The following is a 17,403-nucleotide window of genomic DNA, read 5'->3' as shown; positions in this document are numbered from 1 at the left end:
GTAGAGGCGAAATCATGAAGACAACCATCGAATTGCCTCTCCTGCCATTGCGTGATGTCGTGGTTTATCCGCACATGGTTATCCCGCTGTTCGTGGGGCGCGAGAAATCCATCGAAGCCCTCGAGGCTGCGATGACGGGCGACAAGCAGATCCTGCTGTTGGCCCAGAGAAACCCGGCTGACGATGATCCCGGTGAAGACGCTCTCTATCGCGTAGGTACTATCGCGACTGTCCTGCAGTTGCTGAAGCTGCCGGACGGCACCGTCAAGGTCTTGGTCGAGGGCGAGCAGCGTGGTGCTGTAGAACGCTTCAGCGAAGTCGACGGGCATTGCCGCGCCGAGGTCTCGCTGATCGACGAAGTCGACGCCGCCGAACGCGAGTCGGAAGTTTTCGTGCGCAGCCTGCTGTCGCAGTTTGAACAATATGTGCAGTTGGGCAAGAAAGTCCCGGCTGAAGTCCTGTCGTCGCTCAACAGCATCGATGAGCCTGGCCGCCTGGTCGACACCATGGCCGCGCACATGGCGCTGAAAATCGAACAGAAGCAGGAAATCCTCGAAATCATTGATCTGTCGGCCCGGGTCGAGCACGTGCTCGCCTTGCTGGATGCCGAGATCGATCTGCTGCAAGTTGAAAAACGCATTCGCGGCCGCGTCAAAAAGCAAATGGAGCGCAGCCAGCGCGAGTACTACCTGAATGAGCAGATGAAGGCCATTCAGAAAGAGCTCGGTGACGGTGACGAAGGTCACAACGAGATCGAAGAGCTGAAAAAGCGCATCGATGCTGCCGGCCTGCCGAAAGATGCTCTGGCCAAGGCCACTGCCGAACTGAACAAGCTCAAGCAAATGTCGCCGATGTCCGCTGAGGCCACCGTGGTGCGCTCCTACATCGACTGGCTGGTGCAGGTGCCGTGGAAGGCACAGAGCAAGGTACGCCTCGATCTGGCGCGTGCTGAAGACATTCTCGACGCTGATCACTACGGCCTTGAAGAGGTCAAGGAGCGCATCCTTGAATACCTCGCCGTGCAAAAGCGCGTGAAGAAGATCCGTGGCCCGGTGTTGTGCCTGGTCGGTCCTCCGGGTGTAGGTAAAACCTCGCTGGCGGAGTCGATCGCCCATGCCACCAACCGTAAATTCGTGCGTATGGCCTTGGGTGGCGTGCGTGACGAGGCGGAAATCCGTGGTCACCGCCGGACCTACATCGGTTCGATGCCGGGAAGATTGATTCAAAAGATGACAAAAGTGGGCGTGCGCAACCCGCTGTTCCTGCTCGATGAAATCGACAAGATGGGCAGCGACATGCGTGGCGACCCGGCGTCGGCGTTGCTGGAAGTGCTCGATCCGGAGCAGAACCACAACTTCAACGATCACTATCTGGAAGTCGATTACGACCTGTCCGATGTGATGTTCCTGTGCACCTCGAACTCGATGAACATCCCGCCGGCGCTGCTGGACCGGATGGAAGTCATTCGCCTGCCGGGCTACACCGAAGACGAAAAGATCAACATCGCCGTCAAGTATCTGTCGCCAAAGCAGATCGCCGCCAATGGTCTGAAGAAGGGCGAGCTGGAATTCGACGAAGAAGCGATCCGCGACATCATCCGCTACTACACCCGTGAAGCCGGTGTGCGTGGTCTCGAACGTCAGATCGCCAAGGTCTGCCGCAAGGCCGTGAAAGAGCATGCGTTGGAAAAACGCTTCTCGGTAAAAGTGACAGCTGACCTGCTGGAGCATTTCCTCGGTGTGCGTAAATTCCGCTACGGTCTGGCAGAGCAACAGGATCAGATCGGACAGGTAACTGGCCTGGCCTGGACGCAGGTGGGCGGCGAATTGCTGACCATCGAAGCGGCTGTGGTGCCGGGTAAAGGTCAACTGATCAAGACCGGGTCGCTGGGCGATGTAATGGTCGAATCGATCACTGCTGCGCTGACCGTTGTGCGCAGCCGTGCGAAGAGCCTGGGGATTCCACTGGACTTCCACGAGAAGCGCGACACGCACATTCACATGCCGGAAGGGGCGACGCCGAAAGACGGTCCGAGCGCTGGTGTAGGCATGTGCACCGCACTGGTTTCGGCATTGACCGGGATTCCGGTGCGCGCCGATGTTGCCATGACCGGTGAGATCACCCTGCGGGGTCAGGTGCTGGCAATTGGTGGTCTGAAGGAAAAACTGCTGGCGGCTCATCGCGGCGGAATCAAGATTGTGATTATTCCGGAAGAGAACGTGCGTGATTTGAAGGAGATTCCTGACAATATCAAGCAGGATCTGCAGATTAAACCGGTTAAATGGATTGACGAGGTCCTGCAAATTGCGCTGCAATACGCGCCGGAGCCCTTGCCGGATGTGGCTCCGGAGATAGTTTCCAAGGACGAAAAACGTGAGTCTGATTCAAAGGAAAGAATTAGCACGCATTAATACGTTTTTGCCTGGGGGGCTTCCTTGACAGCTTTTTAGAGCCCTTGTTATAAAGCGGCTCTTAAGTGTCTGTAGGCCATTCAGCACTCGTTTTTGCTTTCACCAAAAAACTTAGAATCATCTCAAAATAGATATAAGGGGACTTAGAGTGAACAAGTCGGAACTGATTGATGCTATCGCTGCATCCGCTGATATCCCGAAAGCTGCTGCTGGCCGTGCGCTGGACGCTGTAATCGAATCCGTCACTGGCGCTCTCAAGGCTGGCGACTCCGTTGTTCTGGTTGGTTTCGGCACTTTCTCCGTGACTGATCGTCCAGCTCGCGTTGGTCGTAACCCACAGACCGGCAAGACGCTGCAAATCGCTGCTGCTAAAAAGCCAGGTTTCAAAGCCGGTAAAGCACTGAAAGAAGCTGTCAACTAAGTTAGTTTGTTTCAGGTTTTTACCCATCCGGGTCGGGGTCATGCCTGACTTGGCAGCGGAGCGGTAGAGCAGGTCGCTGAAGCAGTGGCCTGTAACGCCGGGATCGAGGGTTCGAGCCCTGTCCGCTCCGCCAGTTACGAGAAGGCGCATCCTCGGATGCGCCTTTCTTCTATCCGGATTCTACCCACGCTCCACGGTTGCCAAATTTTTGAAGTTCAACCGTTTCTGGGGGACGCATGCTGCAGAATATCAGGGACAATTCACAAGGCTGGATTGCCAAGACCATTATCGGGGTCATCGTTGCACTGATGGCTCTGACCGGTTTCGATGCCATTTTCAAAGCCACGACGCACACCAACGATGCGGCCAAGGTCAATGGTGAAGAAATCAGCCAGAACGAGCTGAGCCAGGCCGTTGACATGCAACGCCGTCAGCTGATGCAACAGCTGGGCAAGGACTTCGATGCTTCCTTGCTTGACGAAAAAATGCTCCGCGAATCGGCCCTCAAGGGTCTGATCGATCGCAAGCTGCTGCTGCAAGGCGCAGAACAATCGAAATTCGCTTTCTCCGAAGGTGCACTGGATCAGGTGATCCTGCAGACCCCTGAATTCCAGGTGGACGGCAAGTTCAGCTCCGAGCGCTTCGACCAGGTGATTCGTCAACTGGGCTACACCCGTATGCAATTCCGCCAAATGCTGGCTCAGGAAATGCTGATCGGTCAGTTGCGTGCCGGCGTTGCTGGCAGCGGTTTCGTCACCGACGCCGAAGTCTTGGCTTTCGCCCGTCTGGAAAAACAGACCCGCGATTTCGCCTCGCTGAACGTCAAGGCCGATCCGGCGGCGATCAAGCTGACCGACGATGAGGTCAAGGCCTACTACGACGAGCACGCCAAGGAGTTCATGACGCCTGAGCAGGTGGTTGTCGATTACGTCGAGCTGAAGAAGTCGTCGTTCTTCGATCAGGTTGCCGTCAAGGACGAAGACCTGCAGGCGGCGTATCAGAAAGAGATCGCCAACCTGTCGGAGCAGCGTCGCGCGGCGCACATCCTGATCGAAGTCAACGACAAGACCACCGACGCTCAGGCCAAGGCGAAGATCGAAGAAGTCCAGGCGCGTCTGGCCAAGGGCGAGAAATTCGAAGCGCTGGCCAAAGAGTTTTCGCAGGATCCGGGTTCGGCCAACAATGGCGGTGACCTCGGTTTCGCCGGTCCTGGCGTCTACGATCCAGCCTTCGAGAAAGCTCTGTACTCGTTGAACAAAGACCAGGTGTCCGAGCCGGTGCGTACCGACTTCGGTTACCACCTGATCAAGCTGCTGGGTGTCGAAGCACCGGAAGTACCGACCCTGGCCAGCCTGAAAGACAAGCTGACCCGCGAGCTGAAGACTCAACAGGTCGAGCAGCGCTTCGTCGAGGCGACCAAGCAACTGGAAGACTCGGCTTTCGAAGCGTCTGACCTGGCTCAGCCAGCAGCGGATCTGAAACTGACCGTGCACACCTCCAAGCCGTTCGGCCGTGAAGGTGGCGAAGGCATCGCAGCCAACCGTGCTGTGGTGACTGCCGCGTTCAGCCAGGAAGTGCTGGAAGAAAACGCTAACAGCACCGGCATCGAGCTGGACCCGGAAACCGTGGTCGTGCTGCGCGCCAAGGAACACTTGAAGCCTGAGCAGTTGCCGCTGGAAGCCGTGAACACGGCGATCCGTGCGCAGTTGACCAAAGAGCACGCCAGTGCTGCGGCCAAGACCAAGGCTGATCAGTTGATCGCCAGCCTGCGTGATGGCAAGACACCGCTGGACAAGGCGGTTGATGGTCAGAGCTGGAAGGTTGTCGCTGCGGCGACTCGCGCTCAGGAAGGGGTTGACCCGACTGTGCTGCAGGCGCTGTTCCGCATGCCGAAACCGGCGGCCAAGGGCAAGCCGACGTTCAGCAGCGTGACGTTGCAGGACGGTAGTCTGATGATTGTGCGTCTGGACGGTGTCAACGAGGCCGTTGCGCCGACGGATGAAGAGAAGGCGCAGTACCGTCGTTTCCTTGCTTCCCGTGAAGGGCAGCAGGACTTCGCGGCGTTCCGCAAGCAGTTGGAGAGTCAGGCGGACATCAAGCGGTATTGATGTTGACTGATGGGTAACAGAGAAGCCCCGATCTTATGGTCGGGGCTTTTTTTTGCGTCTGGCTTTTTGGGCGTGGCGGGCCGTGCAGAGCAAGCGCTGCAGCCGAGCTAACGCTCCTCCTGTTGAGTGGTGAGAGGGTTGTTGATTTCTTGGGCCGTGGTTTGCCAGCGATGGCGCCCGGGCGCCTGCAACGGGGTCTGGCGGCGCATCCGCAGCATGTCGGGCAATTCTGGGTGTTATGGCCCTCAAATCGCCATGCAGCCGCGAAATTGCGGGTATTTATCGATCATTTATCGACGTGGCTTTTTCCAGACGCCCATCATCGGTAAAGTTGTAACTGTTTTAAGACACTAATCCGTACGCCGCGGCGCCGCGATCTGTTGCACAATACGCCCCGGACCGTTTTCCCTCAGGATGTTTAATGTTGATTTCAACTCCCATGCGTGTCGTTGGGTTGGCGCTGTTGTTGACCGCTGTTGCCGGCTGTTCGAAAGACAAGCCGATCTATGAGCATGAGAATTTCGACGATTCCGGTACGTATTCTCGCAATTACCCGGTGGCCGATGTCGCCAGTTGCGAGGCGGCCCGTCGTGCGCTGCTCAGCCAGGGCTACATCATCACCAGCAGTGACCCGAAACTGGTCAGTGGCCACAAGAGCTTCCAGCAGACCGGTGAAACTCATCTGGAAATCAGCTTCAACGTAGTGTGTGCCGAAGACGGCAGTGCCAAGCACCATGCCACGGTGTTCGCCAACGCCTTGCAGGACCGCTATGCGCTGAAGAAGACCAACAACTCCGCCAGCCTCGGCGTTGGCGTGTTGGGTTCGGTGTCGATGCCGATTGGCTCGTCGGACGATTCGATGGTCAAGGTCGCCAGTGAGACCGTGACTTCGCAGAAGTTCTACGAGCGTTTCTTCACCCTGGTGGAGCTGTTCCTGCCGGCGGATGCGAAGAAAGCCGCGCACATCGAAGAAAAGCCCAAGACCGATCTGGGTGTGCCGGAGCCGAAGCCTGCCGCTGTAGCGCCGACAACTCCCGCCACACCTGCACCGGCCGTAGAGACAGCGCCGGCGCCACCACCGGCCGGGATTGTCGAGCCAGCCCAGACCACCACTCCGACAGCGACGCCAGTGACACCTGTGCCGGCTCCGGTTGCGCCGACGCCAGCAGGCTCCGAGCCGGTGGTGCCGCCGGCCGAGTCCGCGCCGATCACTCCGGCACCGAGCGCAGAGCCTGCGCCGGCCACCGAAACGATCACGCCGCCGGCCAACCCGACCAATATCCCGCCACCGTCCGAGCCGATTCCGGCGATGCAGTAATCCGGGCAGTGAAACCGGTGGGAGCCAGATGGCTCCCATCGTTGTTTCTGCGCTAGGTGAAATCTTGTTACATTCCCCCGACAAAACTCCTGCGATAAATTCCTGACCACCTGCTACGTTTTATTCATGAAGGCGGGGTTTCACTTTTCCTTCATACGGGCACGATATGCTCGAGGCGCTGGTCATTTGACCGGGCTATTTTTCATATGGGCAGCAGGGGGATGACACGATGGACGACTATCAAGAAGAACTGCTCGAATACCAGGCGTATGAACTGGATCAGCCAGAGCCGGCCGAAGACGCCACCGAGTTGTAAGGGCTCAGGCGGTTTTGCGGTGACTGCGGCGAAATTCGCCGGGCGTCTGGCCGCTCCAGCGTTTGAAGGCGCGTTGAAACGCCTCGGCTGAGGCAAAGCCCAGCAGATAGGCAATTTCGCCGAACGCCAGTTCGGTGTCGCGGATGTAGGTCATTGCCAGGTCGCGGCGGGTGTCATTGAGGATCGCGCGAAATTGCGTGCCTTCCTCGGCGAGTTTGCGGCGCAAGGTCCAGGTCGGCAGCTTCAGGCGCGCCGCCACTTCTTCCAGGTCGGGTTCCCGGCCACCATTGAGCAACGGCCCCAATAGCTGAGTGATGCGTTCACGCAGGCTGCGGGTGCGGGTCAATTGCTCCAGTTCCCGTTCACACAACGCAAGCAAGTGCTTCCAGGTGCTTGGGCAGTGTTCCGGGTTGCGCAAGGCGAGGCTGTTCAGGCTCAGGCGCAGTTGATTGCGTTCGGCGCCGAACTGGATCGGAGCGTCGCCGAGCACGCTGTAGGCGTCGCGGTAGTCCGGTTCGTCGAACTCGATTTCGATGCGTTCGGCCCGCAGAGGCTCGCGGCCGACGCTGGACAATTGATGCAGCCAGCCGGCGATGATCGAATCCACCACAAAGCGGTTATAGGCGTTGTACGGGCTGATCGAGTAGAAGCGTAGCCAGGCGCCGTGAGCGTCTTCGTGAAAGCTCGACTGCCCGCGATAGTTGGAGCCGTACAGCGGCTCGAAACGGATCAGGCAACGGGCCGCTTCGCGCACGGTCGGCGCCTGTGCGGCGGTGACCCCGGCCAGTCCGGCCTGGCTCAGACGGCTGAGCTGACCCATGCGCAGGCCCAGCGCCGGATCGCCGGTCAACTGGATCGCGCTATGCCCCAGGCGCATGTAGCGCGGGATCGACAGTCGCGCACCGGCCTCGGCGAGTCGCGCCGCGTCCAGGCCATATTGTTCGAGCAGCGGTTGCGGATCGGCGCCATGGCCGCGCACCGCATCGGCGAGGCTGTGAACGAAGCCGACCGACAGATCCCCAAGACGCATCGGCAGTGGCTTCATGGCTTACAACCAGATGTTCAGCAGACGCGCGCCACGGGCTTCGCCATCGGCAAATTGCTGACCGTTGCTGCTGAGGAAACTTTGCCCCGAACTTGGCTTGTCCCAGAACTGCCCGCGCAGGAACACACTCATGCCGGCAAGCGCGCGACTGCTCGGCGGCTGCGCGGTCAGGGTCAGGCGATGCCAGGCCTGGCCTTCACTGATTTCCCCGGGCTTGAGGCTGATCGACCCCGGCGTACTCGAGCCCTTGTAGCCACCCCACGGTTGATTCCACGCACCGTGACCGACCACAAACGCCGGCACTGCCACCAATTGCGCGCCGAGCTCGTCGAGTTGGCGATAGTTGTCCGGGTACCAGCTGTCGCTGCCGATCAGCACACCGAGACGCCCGGCCGGGGTGTCGACCACGGTGATTGCGTGCTCGTTTTCGCTTTCAATCACGTCACGTTGTTCGAAAATCGGGTGCATCTGCCGTTGTGGCTGACCCAGCGGCACGCCATCACGGCCAAACACCACGCTGCTGTTGAACAGCGCGCCGCTGCCGGGTTTGAGTTGGCCGTCGCGAACGCTCGGTTCGGGCAGCACGATCGAGCCGGCCACCAGCGTCACATGGAATTCCTTGGCCAGCCCGCCGAACAGCGCCTGGTAGTCCTTGGCCATGGCCTTGGACTTCATGCGCAAGTGTGCGTCATCGAGACGATTCTCGCCCTTGGCAGTGAGCCAGGCGCAGGCGAACAGCAGCGGATTGCTTGCCGCCAGCCAGTTCATCGCTTCGGCGAGGGTCGGCGCCTGATACAGCTCGTCTTTCTCGCCGCTGATCATCAGCCAGGTGCCGACATGCTCGGGCAGCACCACCACGGTTTTTTCGTTCAGCAGCCCCTGATCCTGCGCCTGTTGCAGATAGGCCGCGAGTTTGCGGTGCAGGCGTTGCGGGCTCTGGTAGTCGGTGGGGAACAGTTCCGGCTGAATCCCCAGCAGGTTGCCACGGTCGCCCGGTGTGCCCTGATCGACCGCCAGTTTGATGCGCAGGTCCGACAGGTAATGCCCCGCGGGCCGGTCCGCCGCCCACATGGCGTAGGTGGTGAGGGCGGCAACGATGGCCATGGAAAAAAACAGGTACAGAAGTTTGCGCATGAAAACCAACAACAACCGGGTACAGAGTGTGGCGACTAGGGTAGGGCGCATGGTCGTGCTTGCCAAGGGGCGCTGCGCATTTGGATCAAGAACTTGTCAGTTTCGATCATTGGGTGGCGATGGCAACGGCACGGGCCATTGTCCCCGGATGTCGTTCCCGGACTTCATTGCACTCTTCGCTGCCTGTCTACAATGGTTTATGTCGACAGTAAATTCAGGGAAGAGCCCGTGTCTGCACCGAATGAAAAAAAGACCGGACCGGCCGTTGTGCCGGCAGCCAATTTTCTGCGCAACATCATAGAGCGCGATCTTGAAGAGGGGGTTTATGCGCAGCGCCGTTGGGGTGGGACCCCGGGTGACGCGGCGCATCATCTGGCGGGGGCAACCGATCCGGCGCGGATACGCACGCGGTTTCCGCCCGAGCCCAACGGCTATCTACACGTCGGTCATGCCAAAAGTATTTGTCTGAACTTCGGTCTGGCACAGGATTACGGCGGCGTTTGCCATATGCGTTTCGACGATACCAATCCTGAAAAGGAAGAACAGGAGTACGTCGATTCGATGCTCGACGTCATTCGCTGGCTGGGTTTCTCATGGGAGAACAACGCAACGTCACACCTCTACCATGCGAGCAATTATTTCGACTATATGTTCCGCGCCGCGCAGTTGTTGATCGAGCGCGGTCTGGCCTATGTTGATCAGCAATCGGCCGAACAGATGCGCGACAATCGCGGCACGCTGACCGAGCCGGGCAAGGATTCGATCTGGCGTGAGCGCTCGGTGGAAGAGAATCTGCGGCTCTTCCAGGAGATGCGCGAAGGCCGGCACGCCGAAGGGAGCATGGTCCTGCGCGCGAAGATCGATATGAGCTCGCCCAACATAAACCTGCGCGACCCGGCGATCTATCGCATCCGTTTTGCCGAGCACCACAACACCGGCAACCTCTGGTGTATTTATCCGATGTACACCTTTGCCCATCCGATCGAAGATGCGCTGGAGCAGATTACCCACTCCATCTGCACCTTGGAATTCGAAGCTCAGCGGCCGTTTTACGACTGGCTGTTGAACCACCTCGCCGACGCCGGGCTGTTCTCCCGCCCGCTGCCGCGCCAGTACGAGTTCGCGCGCCTTAATCTCACCTACATCGTCACCAGTAAACGCAAACTCAAACAGTTGGTGGATGAAAAACGCGTGGACGGTTGGGACGATCCGCGGATGCCCACGCTTGTCGGCCTGCGTCGTCGCGGGTACACCCCTGAAAGCTTGCGTCTGTTGGCAGAACGTACAGGCGCCTCTAAGGCCAACAGCTGGATCGATTACAGCTGGCTCGAGATTGCGCTGCGTGACGATCTGGAAGAAAAGGTTCCCCGCGCCATGGCGGTGATCGACCCGGTCAAGGTGAAACTCATCAACTGGGCGGCGGTTTTCGGCAATGAGTCCAGGGATGCCAGCGTGGCTCCAGCCCATCCGCATCATCCGCAAATGGGCAGCAGACACTTTCACCTCACACCGGAACTCTGGATCGAGAGGGATGATTTCCAGGAGGTTCCGCCCAAAGGCTATCGCCGTCTGTACCCCGGCAACATGGCGCGGTTGAAGTACAGCTACGTCATCCAGTGCATTGGTTGCGAGAAGGACGTTGATGGCAATGTCACCACAGTGCTCGCCGAACTGATACCTGACACCAAGAGCGGCACGCCGGGGGCCGACAGTGTGAAGGTCAAGAGCGCCATCACCTGGGTTTCCGCCAGCGATTGCCTGCGCGCGCAAGTGCGTCTTTACGACCGGCTGTTCGTCGACGCCCAGCCGGACAGCCGAACGCGCAATTTCATCGACTCACTCAACCCGAACAGCAAGCGGGTGATCAATGCGTATCTGGAGCCAGGCCTGGCGAATGCGAAGCCCGACGACAGGTTCCAGTTCGAACGACATGGTTATTTCGTCGCCGATCGCAAGGACTCCGTCGAGGGCGCGCCAGTGTTCAATCTGGCAGTTGAGCTGAAGGACAGCTGGACGAAATGAAAGGAGGCTTAACATGCAGGACTGGCAGGTTGCTACTGACTATTTGAAGGTCCATGAATGGCTTTGCGCCTCTGACCGGTACCACGCGACGGCGACCAGCCCGGCACCCCAACGCAACCCGGAAACAACCCGCAGGCACGTGCTGGCCGGCGTGGTGCACGAGCTATATCAGGGCGGTGCGCTGGTCGGTACGTTTACCCTGACCGACGCTGCGCCCCATGGCATGGACCCACAGGTTTTCGGCGACGAGCGTCCGGCGGTCTACCTGCAACGGCTGGTGGTGGCGCCGGACTCACTCGAGCAAGGTGCGCTGGTGGGCTTGCGTTGCGTAACACGTGCCTGCGAGCTGGCGCGTAGCAGGCAGGCAGAGGTTATCCGGGCGGAAGTCAATCCGGCCTTGCAGCATGTGTACAAGCTTCTGCTGGCGCTGGGGTTCAAGCAGGTCGGCACGATTCTGCACGATGCAGAGCACCGGCAGCGGGTGAACATGCAGCGGGTTCTTGTGTGAGCGGCGAAAGTTCCGAGCCGTTCGTCGTTAAGTCGTAGGCAAGGGCTCTGACAGAATCACGCAACGCCTTGTATTACGTAGGGTTCACGGTTTTCAGGCGCTTTCGGCTTTCTTGACAGAAGTAATGACCGATACCACGCTGAATTTCGCGTCACCCATGTAATTCCACAATATGAGAGAGAACGAAAATGGATAGTCGCGATCTGTTGAGCCGTATCAGTGATCTGGAAAAAACAATGCCTGAGTTCAGGGCTTTAGAGAGCAAGGTAAAGTCTCAGAAAGCCGCCGTAGCAAAAGCTCAGATTGAGCAGGCACTTTCGAACTCCGACAGAGTGAGTCCGGACGAGTTGAGCCGGCATCTCAATAATTATCTGATGGCTTGGTAACACTCGATAGCATCGAGTAGATTCGTGCCGCGCATGATTCCGAGCAACAAGACGTAAGCTTTTCGGTTTCATGCGCCGGCATGTTGCACGCAATTTCAAGTTCTGGATTGGAGCAATGCGCGTCGTGCGACACCTTATCGCTATGGACAGTGTGGATCGCGCCGTCGTCGGACTCGCTGCGAAAATATGGAAAGCAGAGGAGATCAACGGCCAGATTCATGACACGGATACACTGCTGCTACTCTTCGATCCCCTTCATACCACCCCACCGACGTTTATCGAAACCCTGACCCGCGCGAGTACTCTGGGGGTGCCAGTGGGCGTTATCCCGGTCTTCCCTGGTGATGACCCGCAAACCAGTCTGACGCGTTTGCTGGGCAACGACCGGCTTGAAGTCGATTTTTCATTCAGCAGGTTTCACCTTTCAGGTTCCCCTCAGGCACCTGGTGTCCCGTCCGTCTTGAGTCGAGCGGATCAAGGCAGCCCACAGGTCGTGGACGACGATATCGAACAGGCTGACCTGCTGTTTCTTCAGGGTCATTCAGGGCCCATGGATGGATCGTTCGGCCGTTGGCTGACCTTGTGCAGCAGAGGCCTGCACATTGCGGGCACACCTGCGCTGTATCCCTGCGCCGGCACTGAACGCTGCTTTCGGCAGTCATCACAAGGGCGCGCCGATACTTCGCTGGACGGCCTGATCGACCCCCGGCGGCTCAAATCGTCGCTGGTCGTCGTCGATGGTTGCGGGACGTTTCCCGTCCCGGGTTCGCTATATCCATACGAGCAGAGCATTTTGCGCGGGTTGATGCTGAGCCAGGTGGGGGCGTCAGTACTTTCCGTGGGCATCAGCGCCACGCCGTTCTCGGCCATCGTCCTGTTCCTGGCGCTGTTGGCACGTGGCAATACGCTGGGGCAGGCGATCTTGCAAGCCAACCTGCACCGTCGCGACATGGGCAGCCCCGCCTCGATCGAAGGCATTGCCGCCGCGCCGTGGTTGCTGGTTGGCAACCCGGCGGCGGTGGTCGCGGGCATTCCGATACTCGAGTGTGTAGCCGAGCGCATGCCTGACGCCAGCCTGCAGCTCTTATTGCCGGCGGCCCCTGCTTCTGCGAACACGGGACGACTTGTGTCGGTCGAGTATCCGACGGCAATCGAGGGGCCGCGAGATGTGTCGTGTAGCCCGCATGCCTGGGCCCACGGCGGCGTGCACAAGGGGCATGCGTACCTTTGGCTGGGCTCCTCGGTCGAAAACGCCACCACCGAGGCAACCCGCGTCGTGCTGTCGGTGCGGCCGGCGTTGGATCCTGAGGTCTGGAGAGCATGTTTCTTCTGGTTGAATGCGGGTTCTCAGTGGCTGAGCGGTATGGCGGAGGGTCTGGCCAGGCGCGAACAGGACAGCAGCGCTCTGCTGGAGATCATTGCCTTTCGCAAGGAGCTGGCGCTCAGCGTTGAACAGGTCGCTTATGCCGAGACACCCTATCGGAATCTGGAGATCGTTTCGGGACTGGATGCCGCCACCGAGCACCTGGTGCATGCGCTGGGTCGACTCGACCGTCTTACCGCCATGGCCGTGGCCGAGTCGATACGATTCGCTGGCGCCAGGCTGGCGCACCTCTGGTCGCCACCCTGGCTGCACAGTGGTTTTGCGGACGTTGACCAACGCTGTCTTTGCGGCTGCGCGATGGTCGGGCATGTGCGTCGACATCCTTTGCACGACTTGCTGCGCATCGAACTCAGTTGCCCGACCTGCAGCCTGATCGGTGATGCGGCAGTCGAACTCAATGGTTCGTCTGCCGCAGCAGCACCGCGCGCGATGCTCAAGGCATCCATGCGTGAGCGCTCGCTGGTGTGCGGGCAGCCGCTTCAGTGGACGGTAGAAGCAAGTGCGCAGGATCGATTCGAGGGTTTCGCCTGTGCCACGCTGTTCGACCCGTTTCGTGCTCGGCAGGCTGTCAGTCAGACGCTGGAAATCCGCACCGGGTGTGCCACGACTGTCGAACTGGATGTCCCGGTTGACTGGCCCGCAGGCCTGGCTTGGGCCACCCTCATATTCACCGCGGGCGGCAGGGTTTGCCTGTTCGCATTCGATGTCGAAGTTCAAGCCACACCCGCAAGGAGAATCCCGCTGATCGCATGATCCCCGCCTGCGCGTCGGGTCCCATCTGGTAACAAGGAGGTATTGGATGAGTTTTCGAATCGAGGATGTACTGCAACAGAGCTTCAATCGACACAGGGACGCCATCGCCATCGTCGATGGTGATCAGACGTTGAGCTATCAGCAACTCGATGAGCGCAGCAGTCAGGTTGCAGATGTACTGCGCGTCGCCGGGCTCAGGCGCGATGACCGGGTTTGTCTGTTGACGCCCAAGTCAGCTGACAGCATCTCGGTCGTGCTTGGCGTTCTGAAGGCAGGCGGGGTGTATATCCCGCTTGACTGCGCAAGTCCGGCCGAGCGTATTTCTTCCATGCTCGTGTCCTGCACCCCGTGCTGGCTGGTCATCGATGAGCTCCACATGGCGTTGGCCACGCAAATATTTGAGCGTTCGCCGCAGGTCATGCTTCAGGGCACCTTCGAGTTGCAACATCCGTTCGCCTTCACTGCGAGCGGGCGCATTTCCAGCCGCGCGCCACGCGGCGTTGAGGCGGATGACCCGGGTCCGGGCGATCTTGCCTATATCCTGTTTACGTCGGGATCGACGGGACAGCCAAAGGGTGTGCCGATCACGCATCGCAACGTCGTGGAGTACATCGCCTGGACGAATGATCACTTTCAGGTCAAACCCGAAGACCGCATATCCAGCCATTCGCCACTGCACTTCGATATGTCGGTATGGGACGTGTTTGGCACGCTGGCAGCGGGGGCGACGTTGTATCTGGTCCCCGCCGAGGCCAATCTCACCCCGACGCTGACGGCTGAGTTCATCCGCAAATCAGCGCTGACCCAATGGTATTCAGTGCCGTCAGTGCTGGTCGCCATCGCCAGTCGTGACGTACTCGAACAGGCTGACCTGCGGCACTTGAAACGGGTGATCTGGGGCGGTGAAGCGCTGCCGGTACGCACACTGCAATACTGGATGGAACGACTGCCCCACACGGTATTCACCAACGTCTATGGTCCGACGGAAACCACCGTCAACTGCACGTACTACACCGTGCAGAAAGTGCCTGATGACCCCGCCGGGAAAATTCCGATCGGCTATCCGATACCGGGCCGGGCGCTGCGCATTCTCGATGACGACAGACAAGAGGTGGCGCCGGGGCAGATCGGCACGCTGTACAGCGGCGGCCAGGGTTTGAGTCCCGGATATTGGCGCGACGCGGCGAAGACCGACGCGGCGTTTTTCAACATCCCGCCGGGTTCGACAGAGCGCTGGTATCGGACCGGTGATCTGGCACACGTCGATGAGCAGGGCGTTTATCACTTCCATGGCCGTGCGGATCGCCAGGTCAAGGCGTGTGGTCATCGTATTGAGCTGGACGAGGTCGCGGCGGCGTTGAGTCGGTTACCACAGATCGCGGACAGCGCCGTTGTTGCGATAGCGGTGGGGGGATTCGAAGGTGCGCGCATCTGCGCCGCCTATGTCAGCACCCCGGGCAGCAGGGTTTCAGCGGCAAGCCTGCGGGGCGAACTGGGGCAGCTATTACCGGCCTACATGTTGCCGCGACGCTGGATCGAGCTGGAAAAACTGCCGACGAATGTCAACGGCAAGACCGACCTGACGCGCTTGAAGGATCTGTTCACTGATGAATAACGACTTTATTCAACGGCGTATTCGCTTTTTGCTTGAAACGGATCTGTTAGTGCCTGCGGAATGCATCGACATGGATCTGGTCGAGAGTGGTGTCATTGATTCCGTCGGGTTCATGGAGCTTTTCTTCTTGCTCGAGAGGGAGTTCGGCGTCGAGGTCAAGGCGGTGGACCTTGTGCTTGATAACTTTCGCTCGGTCACCCGCATGACCGATTTTGTGCTGTGCAAACGTGTCGGCCAGCCAGCGGACATGAGTGAAAACGACGGAGGTTTTCATACCACAGCCGCACGGGTCGCGGATTTATGACCTGGACGATTACTGCCTATTCCCCCTCTGATGAAGTGGCTGTCGGCCAGTTGCAACAATTGCTCTGGCAGGGCGGGCCACTGGGCAATGCCCGATACCTGCACTGGAAGTATTTTCGCAACCCCTACCTCGATGGCCGATATCTGGTACTGGCCTGGGAGGCGGAGGAACTGGTGGGAATGATTGGGGCCTTTGGTGCCTGTTGGGAAATCCCAGGCGCGGACAACACCCTGTTGCCCTGTCTGGCGGATACGGTCATTGCTCCAGGCCATCGCGGGACGGCGCTGTTCAGGCAGATGCTCAACGTGTTGACCGAACGCTTGGCTGCAGATGGTGTTCCGTGGTTGCTGGACTTTGGCGATCAACCGGCCGGTCCAGCCATGCTCATGTGGGGGTGGAAGGCGATCGGGCCGTGGGCCATTGCGAGCTCCAGCGTCAGACCTGCTGCTGACAGTCTTTGCCGGGATTGGACGTTCGATCGAACCACCACAGGGCCTCGGTCGGGGCTGCCAATCGATGGATCCTCGATGGTCGACACTGGCGCGCTGGCCAATCTGATTGCTCGTACCGAGCCCGCCACCCGTGTCCGCCATGTGCGGGACCGGGCGTATTTCGATTGGCGCTTTCAGAATCCACTGGCCAGTTATTACCACCTCACGGCCGGCAAAGGGGCGCTGCAGGGTTATCTGGCAGGACATCGCGCCGGCGCTGAAAGCGTCTGGGGCGATACGCCCACCACCATCATGGACTGTGAGGCGGTAAGCGACGAAATCTGGGCCGATCTCATCGAACAGGCGCTCGAGTGGCTGCCCGGCAAGGAGGTGCTCATGTGGGCCCGGGATTTGTCGCCTGCGCGGCTGGCCTTGCTGGAGCGATTGAGCATGACCGTCAAACGCGCAAGCGGAAGACTGACGGCTGACATCGATCTGCCCAATCTGTTGATCTGCGCGACCGGGGCGCCATTTGCCAACGAAGCGCTGGCACGATTGAGCGAACCGTCTGTGTGGGATCTGCGATCGATCTGCGGCCGAAGCTGGAGATAAGAGGACTGGCAATGAAGATTCGTCAACTCAAGGTGTCGGAGTGGCGCATTTATCGGGATCTGCGGCTTTGTGCGTTGGCCGAATCCCCCGATGCGTTTGGCAGCACCCTGGCGGCGGAGCAGATCCGAGCCGATGCCGCATGGCGGGAGCGAGTTGGCGCAGGGGTCCTTTCAGACCTGGATCTACCGCTGGTCGCAGAAATCGATCAGCGGCTGGTGGGCCTGGTCTGGGCAAAAATCAGCCCTGCGGATACGTCGCTCGCGCACATTTACCAGATGTGGGTTGCCCCGGATTTTCGGGGGCGGGGTGTGGGCCGTGCCTTGCTTGGACGGGTCATTGAATGGGCCAGGGAGCGCGGAGCGCAAGCTGTTCATCTGGGCGTTACCGTGTCCGACACACCGGCGATGAAACTGTATCTCGCGCAAGGATTCATCTGCAGCGGACCGGTCGAGGCGTTGCGCGAGGGTTCGCTGTTGCAGGTACAACCGATGGCGCTGAGGCTTTAGTCAAAGGCGCACGGAGTCTGCAGTCCGGTGGTCCGTCGAGGTTTGCCCACACAAACATCGTGGTCTAGTGTGTGGATGCACCTTAAGGAAAAGTTGCCGTATTCACTTCGGCAGGTGAGAGACCAAGGA

Annotated in this window: 14 protein-coding genes and 1 pseudogene; 13 read left to right on the top strand and 2 right to left on the bottom strand. The window is 59.5% G+C overall.

All coding sequences use genetic code 11. From position 1 onward, the window contains the following. Window positions 1-14: 14 nt before the first annotated feature. From lon to J5M57_RS14580, 5 genes and pseudogenes are all read left to right on the top strand, one after another. Window positions 15-2,411: an endopeptidase La gene (lon, locus tag J5M57_RS14595; RefSeq protein ID WP_003223634.1), complete on the top strand. Its 2,397-nt coding sequence runs from the start codon at window positions 15-17 to the stop codon at window positions 2,409-2,411. Between the two features lie 148 nt (window positions 2,412-2,559). Next, window positions 2,560-2,832, top strand: a complete 273-nt coding sequence (locus J5M57_RS14590) for an HU family DNA-binding protein (protein WP_008077714.1) — start codon at window positions 2,560-2,562, stop codon at window positions 2,830-2,832. Window positions 2,833-3,068: 236 nt separating this feature from the next. Then, window positions 3,069-4,940, top strand: a complete 1,872-nt coding sequence (locus J5M57_RS14585) for a SurA N-terminal domain-containing protein (RefSeq protein WP_207849697.1) — start codon at window positions 3,069-3,071, stop codon at window positions 4,938-4,940. Window positions 4,941-5,107: 167 nt separating this feature from the next. Continuing rightward, window positions 5,108-5,269 (top strand): annotated as a pseudogene (locus J5M57_RS28935) (LysR family transcriptional regulator); the annotation flags it as partial. A 92-nt stretch (window positions 5,270-5,361) separates the two neighbouring features. Continuing rightward, entirely contained in the window at window positions 5,362-6,258 is an 897-nt protein-coding gene (locus J5M57_RS14580) for a DUF2242 domain-containing protein (protein ID WP_169840673.1), read from the top strand. A 320-nt stretch (window positions 6,259-6,578) separates the two neighbouring features. On the opposite strand, the gene J5M57_RS14575 is transcribed toward J5M57_RS14580, so the two are convergent. Together J5M57_RS14575 and J5M57_RS14570 are read right to left on the bottom strand one after the other, a co-directional pair. Then, complete coding sequence (locus tag J5M57_RS14575; protein ID WP_207849696.1) at window positions 6,579-7,619, bottom strand: AraC family transcriptional regulator; 1,041 nt, start codon at window positions 7,617-7,619, stop codon at window positions 6,579-6,581. A gap of 3 nt (window positions 7,620-7,622) precedes the next feature. Beyond that, a complete protein-coding gene (locus tag J5M57_RS14570; protein WP_207849695.1) occupies window positions 7,623-8,753 on the bottom strand; it encodes a nitrilase-related carbon-nitrogen hydrolase in 1,131 nt (376 codons plus the stop codon). Between the two features lie 192 nt (window positions 8,754-8,945). Here J5M57_RS14570 and J5M57_RS14565 point away from each other — a divergent pair, with 192 nt between their 5' ends. The 8 genes from J5M57_RS14565 to J5M57_RS14530 all read left to right on the top strand — a co-directional run bounded on the left by J5M57_RS14565 (window position 8,946) and on the right by J5M57_RS14530 (window position 17,274). Then, entirely contained in the window at window positions 8,946-10,775 is a 1,830-nt protein-coding gene (locus J5M57_RS14565; protein ID WP_207849694.1) for a glutamine--tRNA ligase/YqeY domain fusion protein, read from the top strand. A gap of 13 nt (window positions 10,776-10,788) precedes the next feature. Then, on the top strand, window positions 10,789-11,283 hold the full coding sequence (locus J5M57_RS14560) for a GNAT family N-acetyltransferase (protein ID WP_207849693.1): 495 nt from the start codon (window positions 10,789-10,791) through the stop codon (window positions 11,281-11,283). A 188-nt stretch (window positions 11,284-11,471) separates the two neighbouring features. Next, window positions 11,472-11,669 (top strand): hypothetical protein, encoded by a 198-nt coding sequence (locus tag J5M57_RS14555; protein WP_169840669.1) that lies wholly within the window; start codon window positions 11,472-11,474, stop codon window positions 11,667-11,669. Between the two features lie 115 nt (window positions 11,670-11,784). Next, window positions 11,785-13,806, top strand: a complete 2,022-nt coding sequence (locus J5M57_RS14550) for a hypothetical protein (protein WP_207849692.1) — start codon at window positions 11,785-11,787, stop codon at window positions 13,804-13,806. Window positions 13,807-13,852: 46 nt separating this feature from the next. Continuing rightward, window positions 13,853-15,421 carry an amino acid adenylation domain-containing protein gene (locus tag J5M57_RS14545; RefSeq protein ID WP_207849691.1) on the top strand — a complete coding sequence of 523 codons (1,569 nt, stop codon included), beginning with the start codon at window positions 13,853-13,855 and terminating at the stop codon, window positions 15,419-15,421. Continuing rightward, window positions 15,414-15,725: an acyl carrier protein gene (locus tag J5M57_RS14540; protein WP_169840666.1), complete on the top strand. Its 312-nt coding sequence runs from the start codon at window positions 15,414-15,416 to the stop codon at window positions 15,723-15,725. The genes J5M57_RS14545 and J5M57_RS14540 overlap by 8 nt, the downstream gene beginning before the upstream one ends. Beyond that, window positions 15,722-16,768 carry a GNAT family N-acetyltransferase gene (locus J5M57_RS14535; protein WP_207849690.1) on the top strand — a complete coding sequence of 349 codons (1,047 nt, stop codon included), beginning with the start codon at window positions 15,722-15,724 and terminating at the stop codon, window positions 16,766-16,768. Before J5M57_RS14540 ends, J5M57_RS14535 begins: the two co-directional genes overlap by 4 nt. Before the next feature lie 11 nt (window positions 16,769-16,779). Beyond that, window positions 16,780-17,274, top strand: a complete 495-nt coding sequence (locus J5M57_RS14530) for a GNAT family N-acetyltransferase (protein ID WP_207849689.1) — start codon at window positions 16,780-16,782, stop codon at window positions 17,272-17,274. Window positions 17,275-17,403: the final 129 nt, after the last annotated feature.

The organism is Pseudomonas sp. 86_A, from assembly GCF_017491705.1.
Taxonomy (GTDB): Bacteria; Pseudomonadota; Gammaproteobacteria; order Pseudomonadales; family Pseudomonadaceae; genus Aquipseudomonas; species Aquipseudomonas koreensis.
Note: the sequence above shows the minus strand (reverse complement) of the source record. Positions and strands in the feature narration are given on the sequence as shown.

Bases quoted from the DNA above. Each gene is read 5' to 3' on its own strand.
- lon (WP_003223634.1), top strand. From the start codon at position 15: ATGAAGACAACCATCGAATTGCCTCTCCTGCCATTGCGTGATGTCGTG.
- J5M57_RS14585 (WP_207849697.1), top strand. From the start codon at position 3,069: ATGCTGCAGAATATCAGGGACAATTCACAAGGCTGGATTGCCAAGACC.
- J5M57_RS14580 (WP_169840673.1), top strand. From the start codon at position 5,362: ATGTTGATTTCAACTCCCATGCGTGTCGTTGGGTTGGCGCTGTTGTTG.
- J5M57_RS14575 (WP_207849696.1), bottom strand. From the start codon at position 7,619: ATGAAGCCACTGCCGATGCGTCTTGGGGATCTGTCGGTCGGCTTCGTT.
- J5M57_RS14570 (WP_207849695.1), bottom strand. From the start codon at position 8,753: ATGCGCAAACTTCTGTACCTGTTTTTTTCCATGGCCATCGTTGCCGCC.
- J5M57_RS14565 (WP_207849694.1), top strand. From the start codon at position 8,946: ATGGTTTATGTCGACAGTAAATTCAGGGAAGAGCCCGTGTCTGCACCG.
- J5M57_RS14560 (WP_207849693.1), top strand. From the start codon at position 10,789: ATGCAGGACTGGCAGGTTGCTACTGACTATTTGAAGGTCCATGAATGG.
- J5M57_RS14555 (WP_169840669.1), top strand. From the start codon at position 11,472: ATGGATAGTCGCGATCTGTTGAGCCGTATCAGTGATCTGGAAAAAACA.
- J5M57_RS14550 (WP_207849692.1), top strand. From the start codon at position 11,785: ATGCGCGTCGTGCGACACCTTATCGCTATGGACAGTGTGGATCGCGCC.
- J5M57_RS14545 (WP_207849691.1), top strand. From the start codon at position 13,853: ATGAGTTTTCGAATCGAGGATGTACTGCAACAGAGCTTCAATCGACAC.
- J5M57_RS14540 (WP_169840666.1), top strand. From the start codon at position 15,414: ATGAATAACGACTTTATTCAACGGCGTATTCGCTTTTTGCTTGAAACG.
- J5M57_RS14535 (WP_207849690.1), top strand. From the start codon at position 15,722: ATGACCTGGACGATTACTGCCTATTCCCCCTCTGATGAAGTGGCTGTC.
- J5M57_RS14530 (WP_207849689.1), top strand. From the start codon at position 16,780: ATGAAGATTCGTCAACTCAAGGTGTCGGAGTGGCGCATTTATCGGGAT.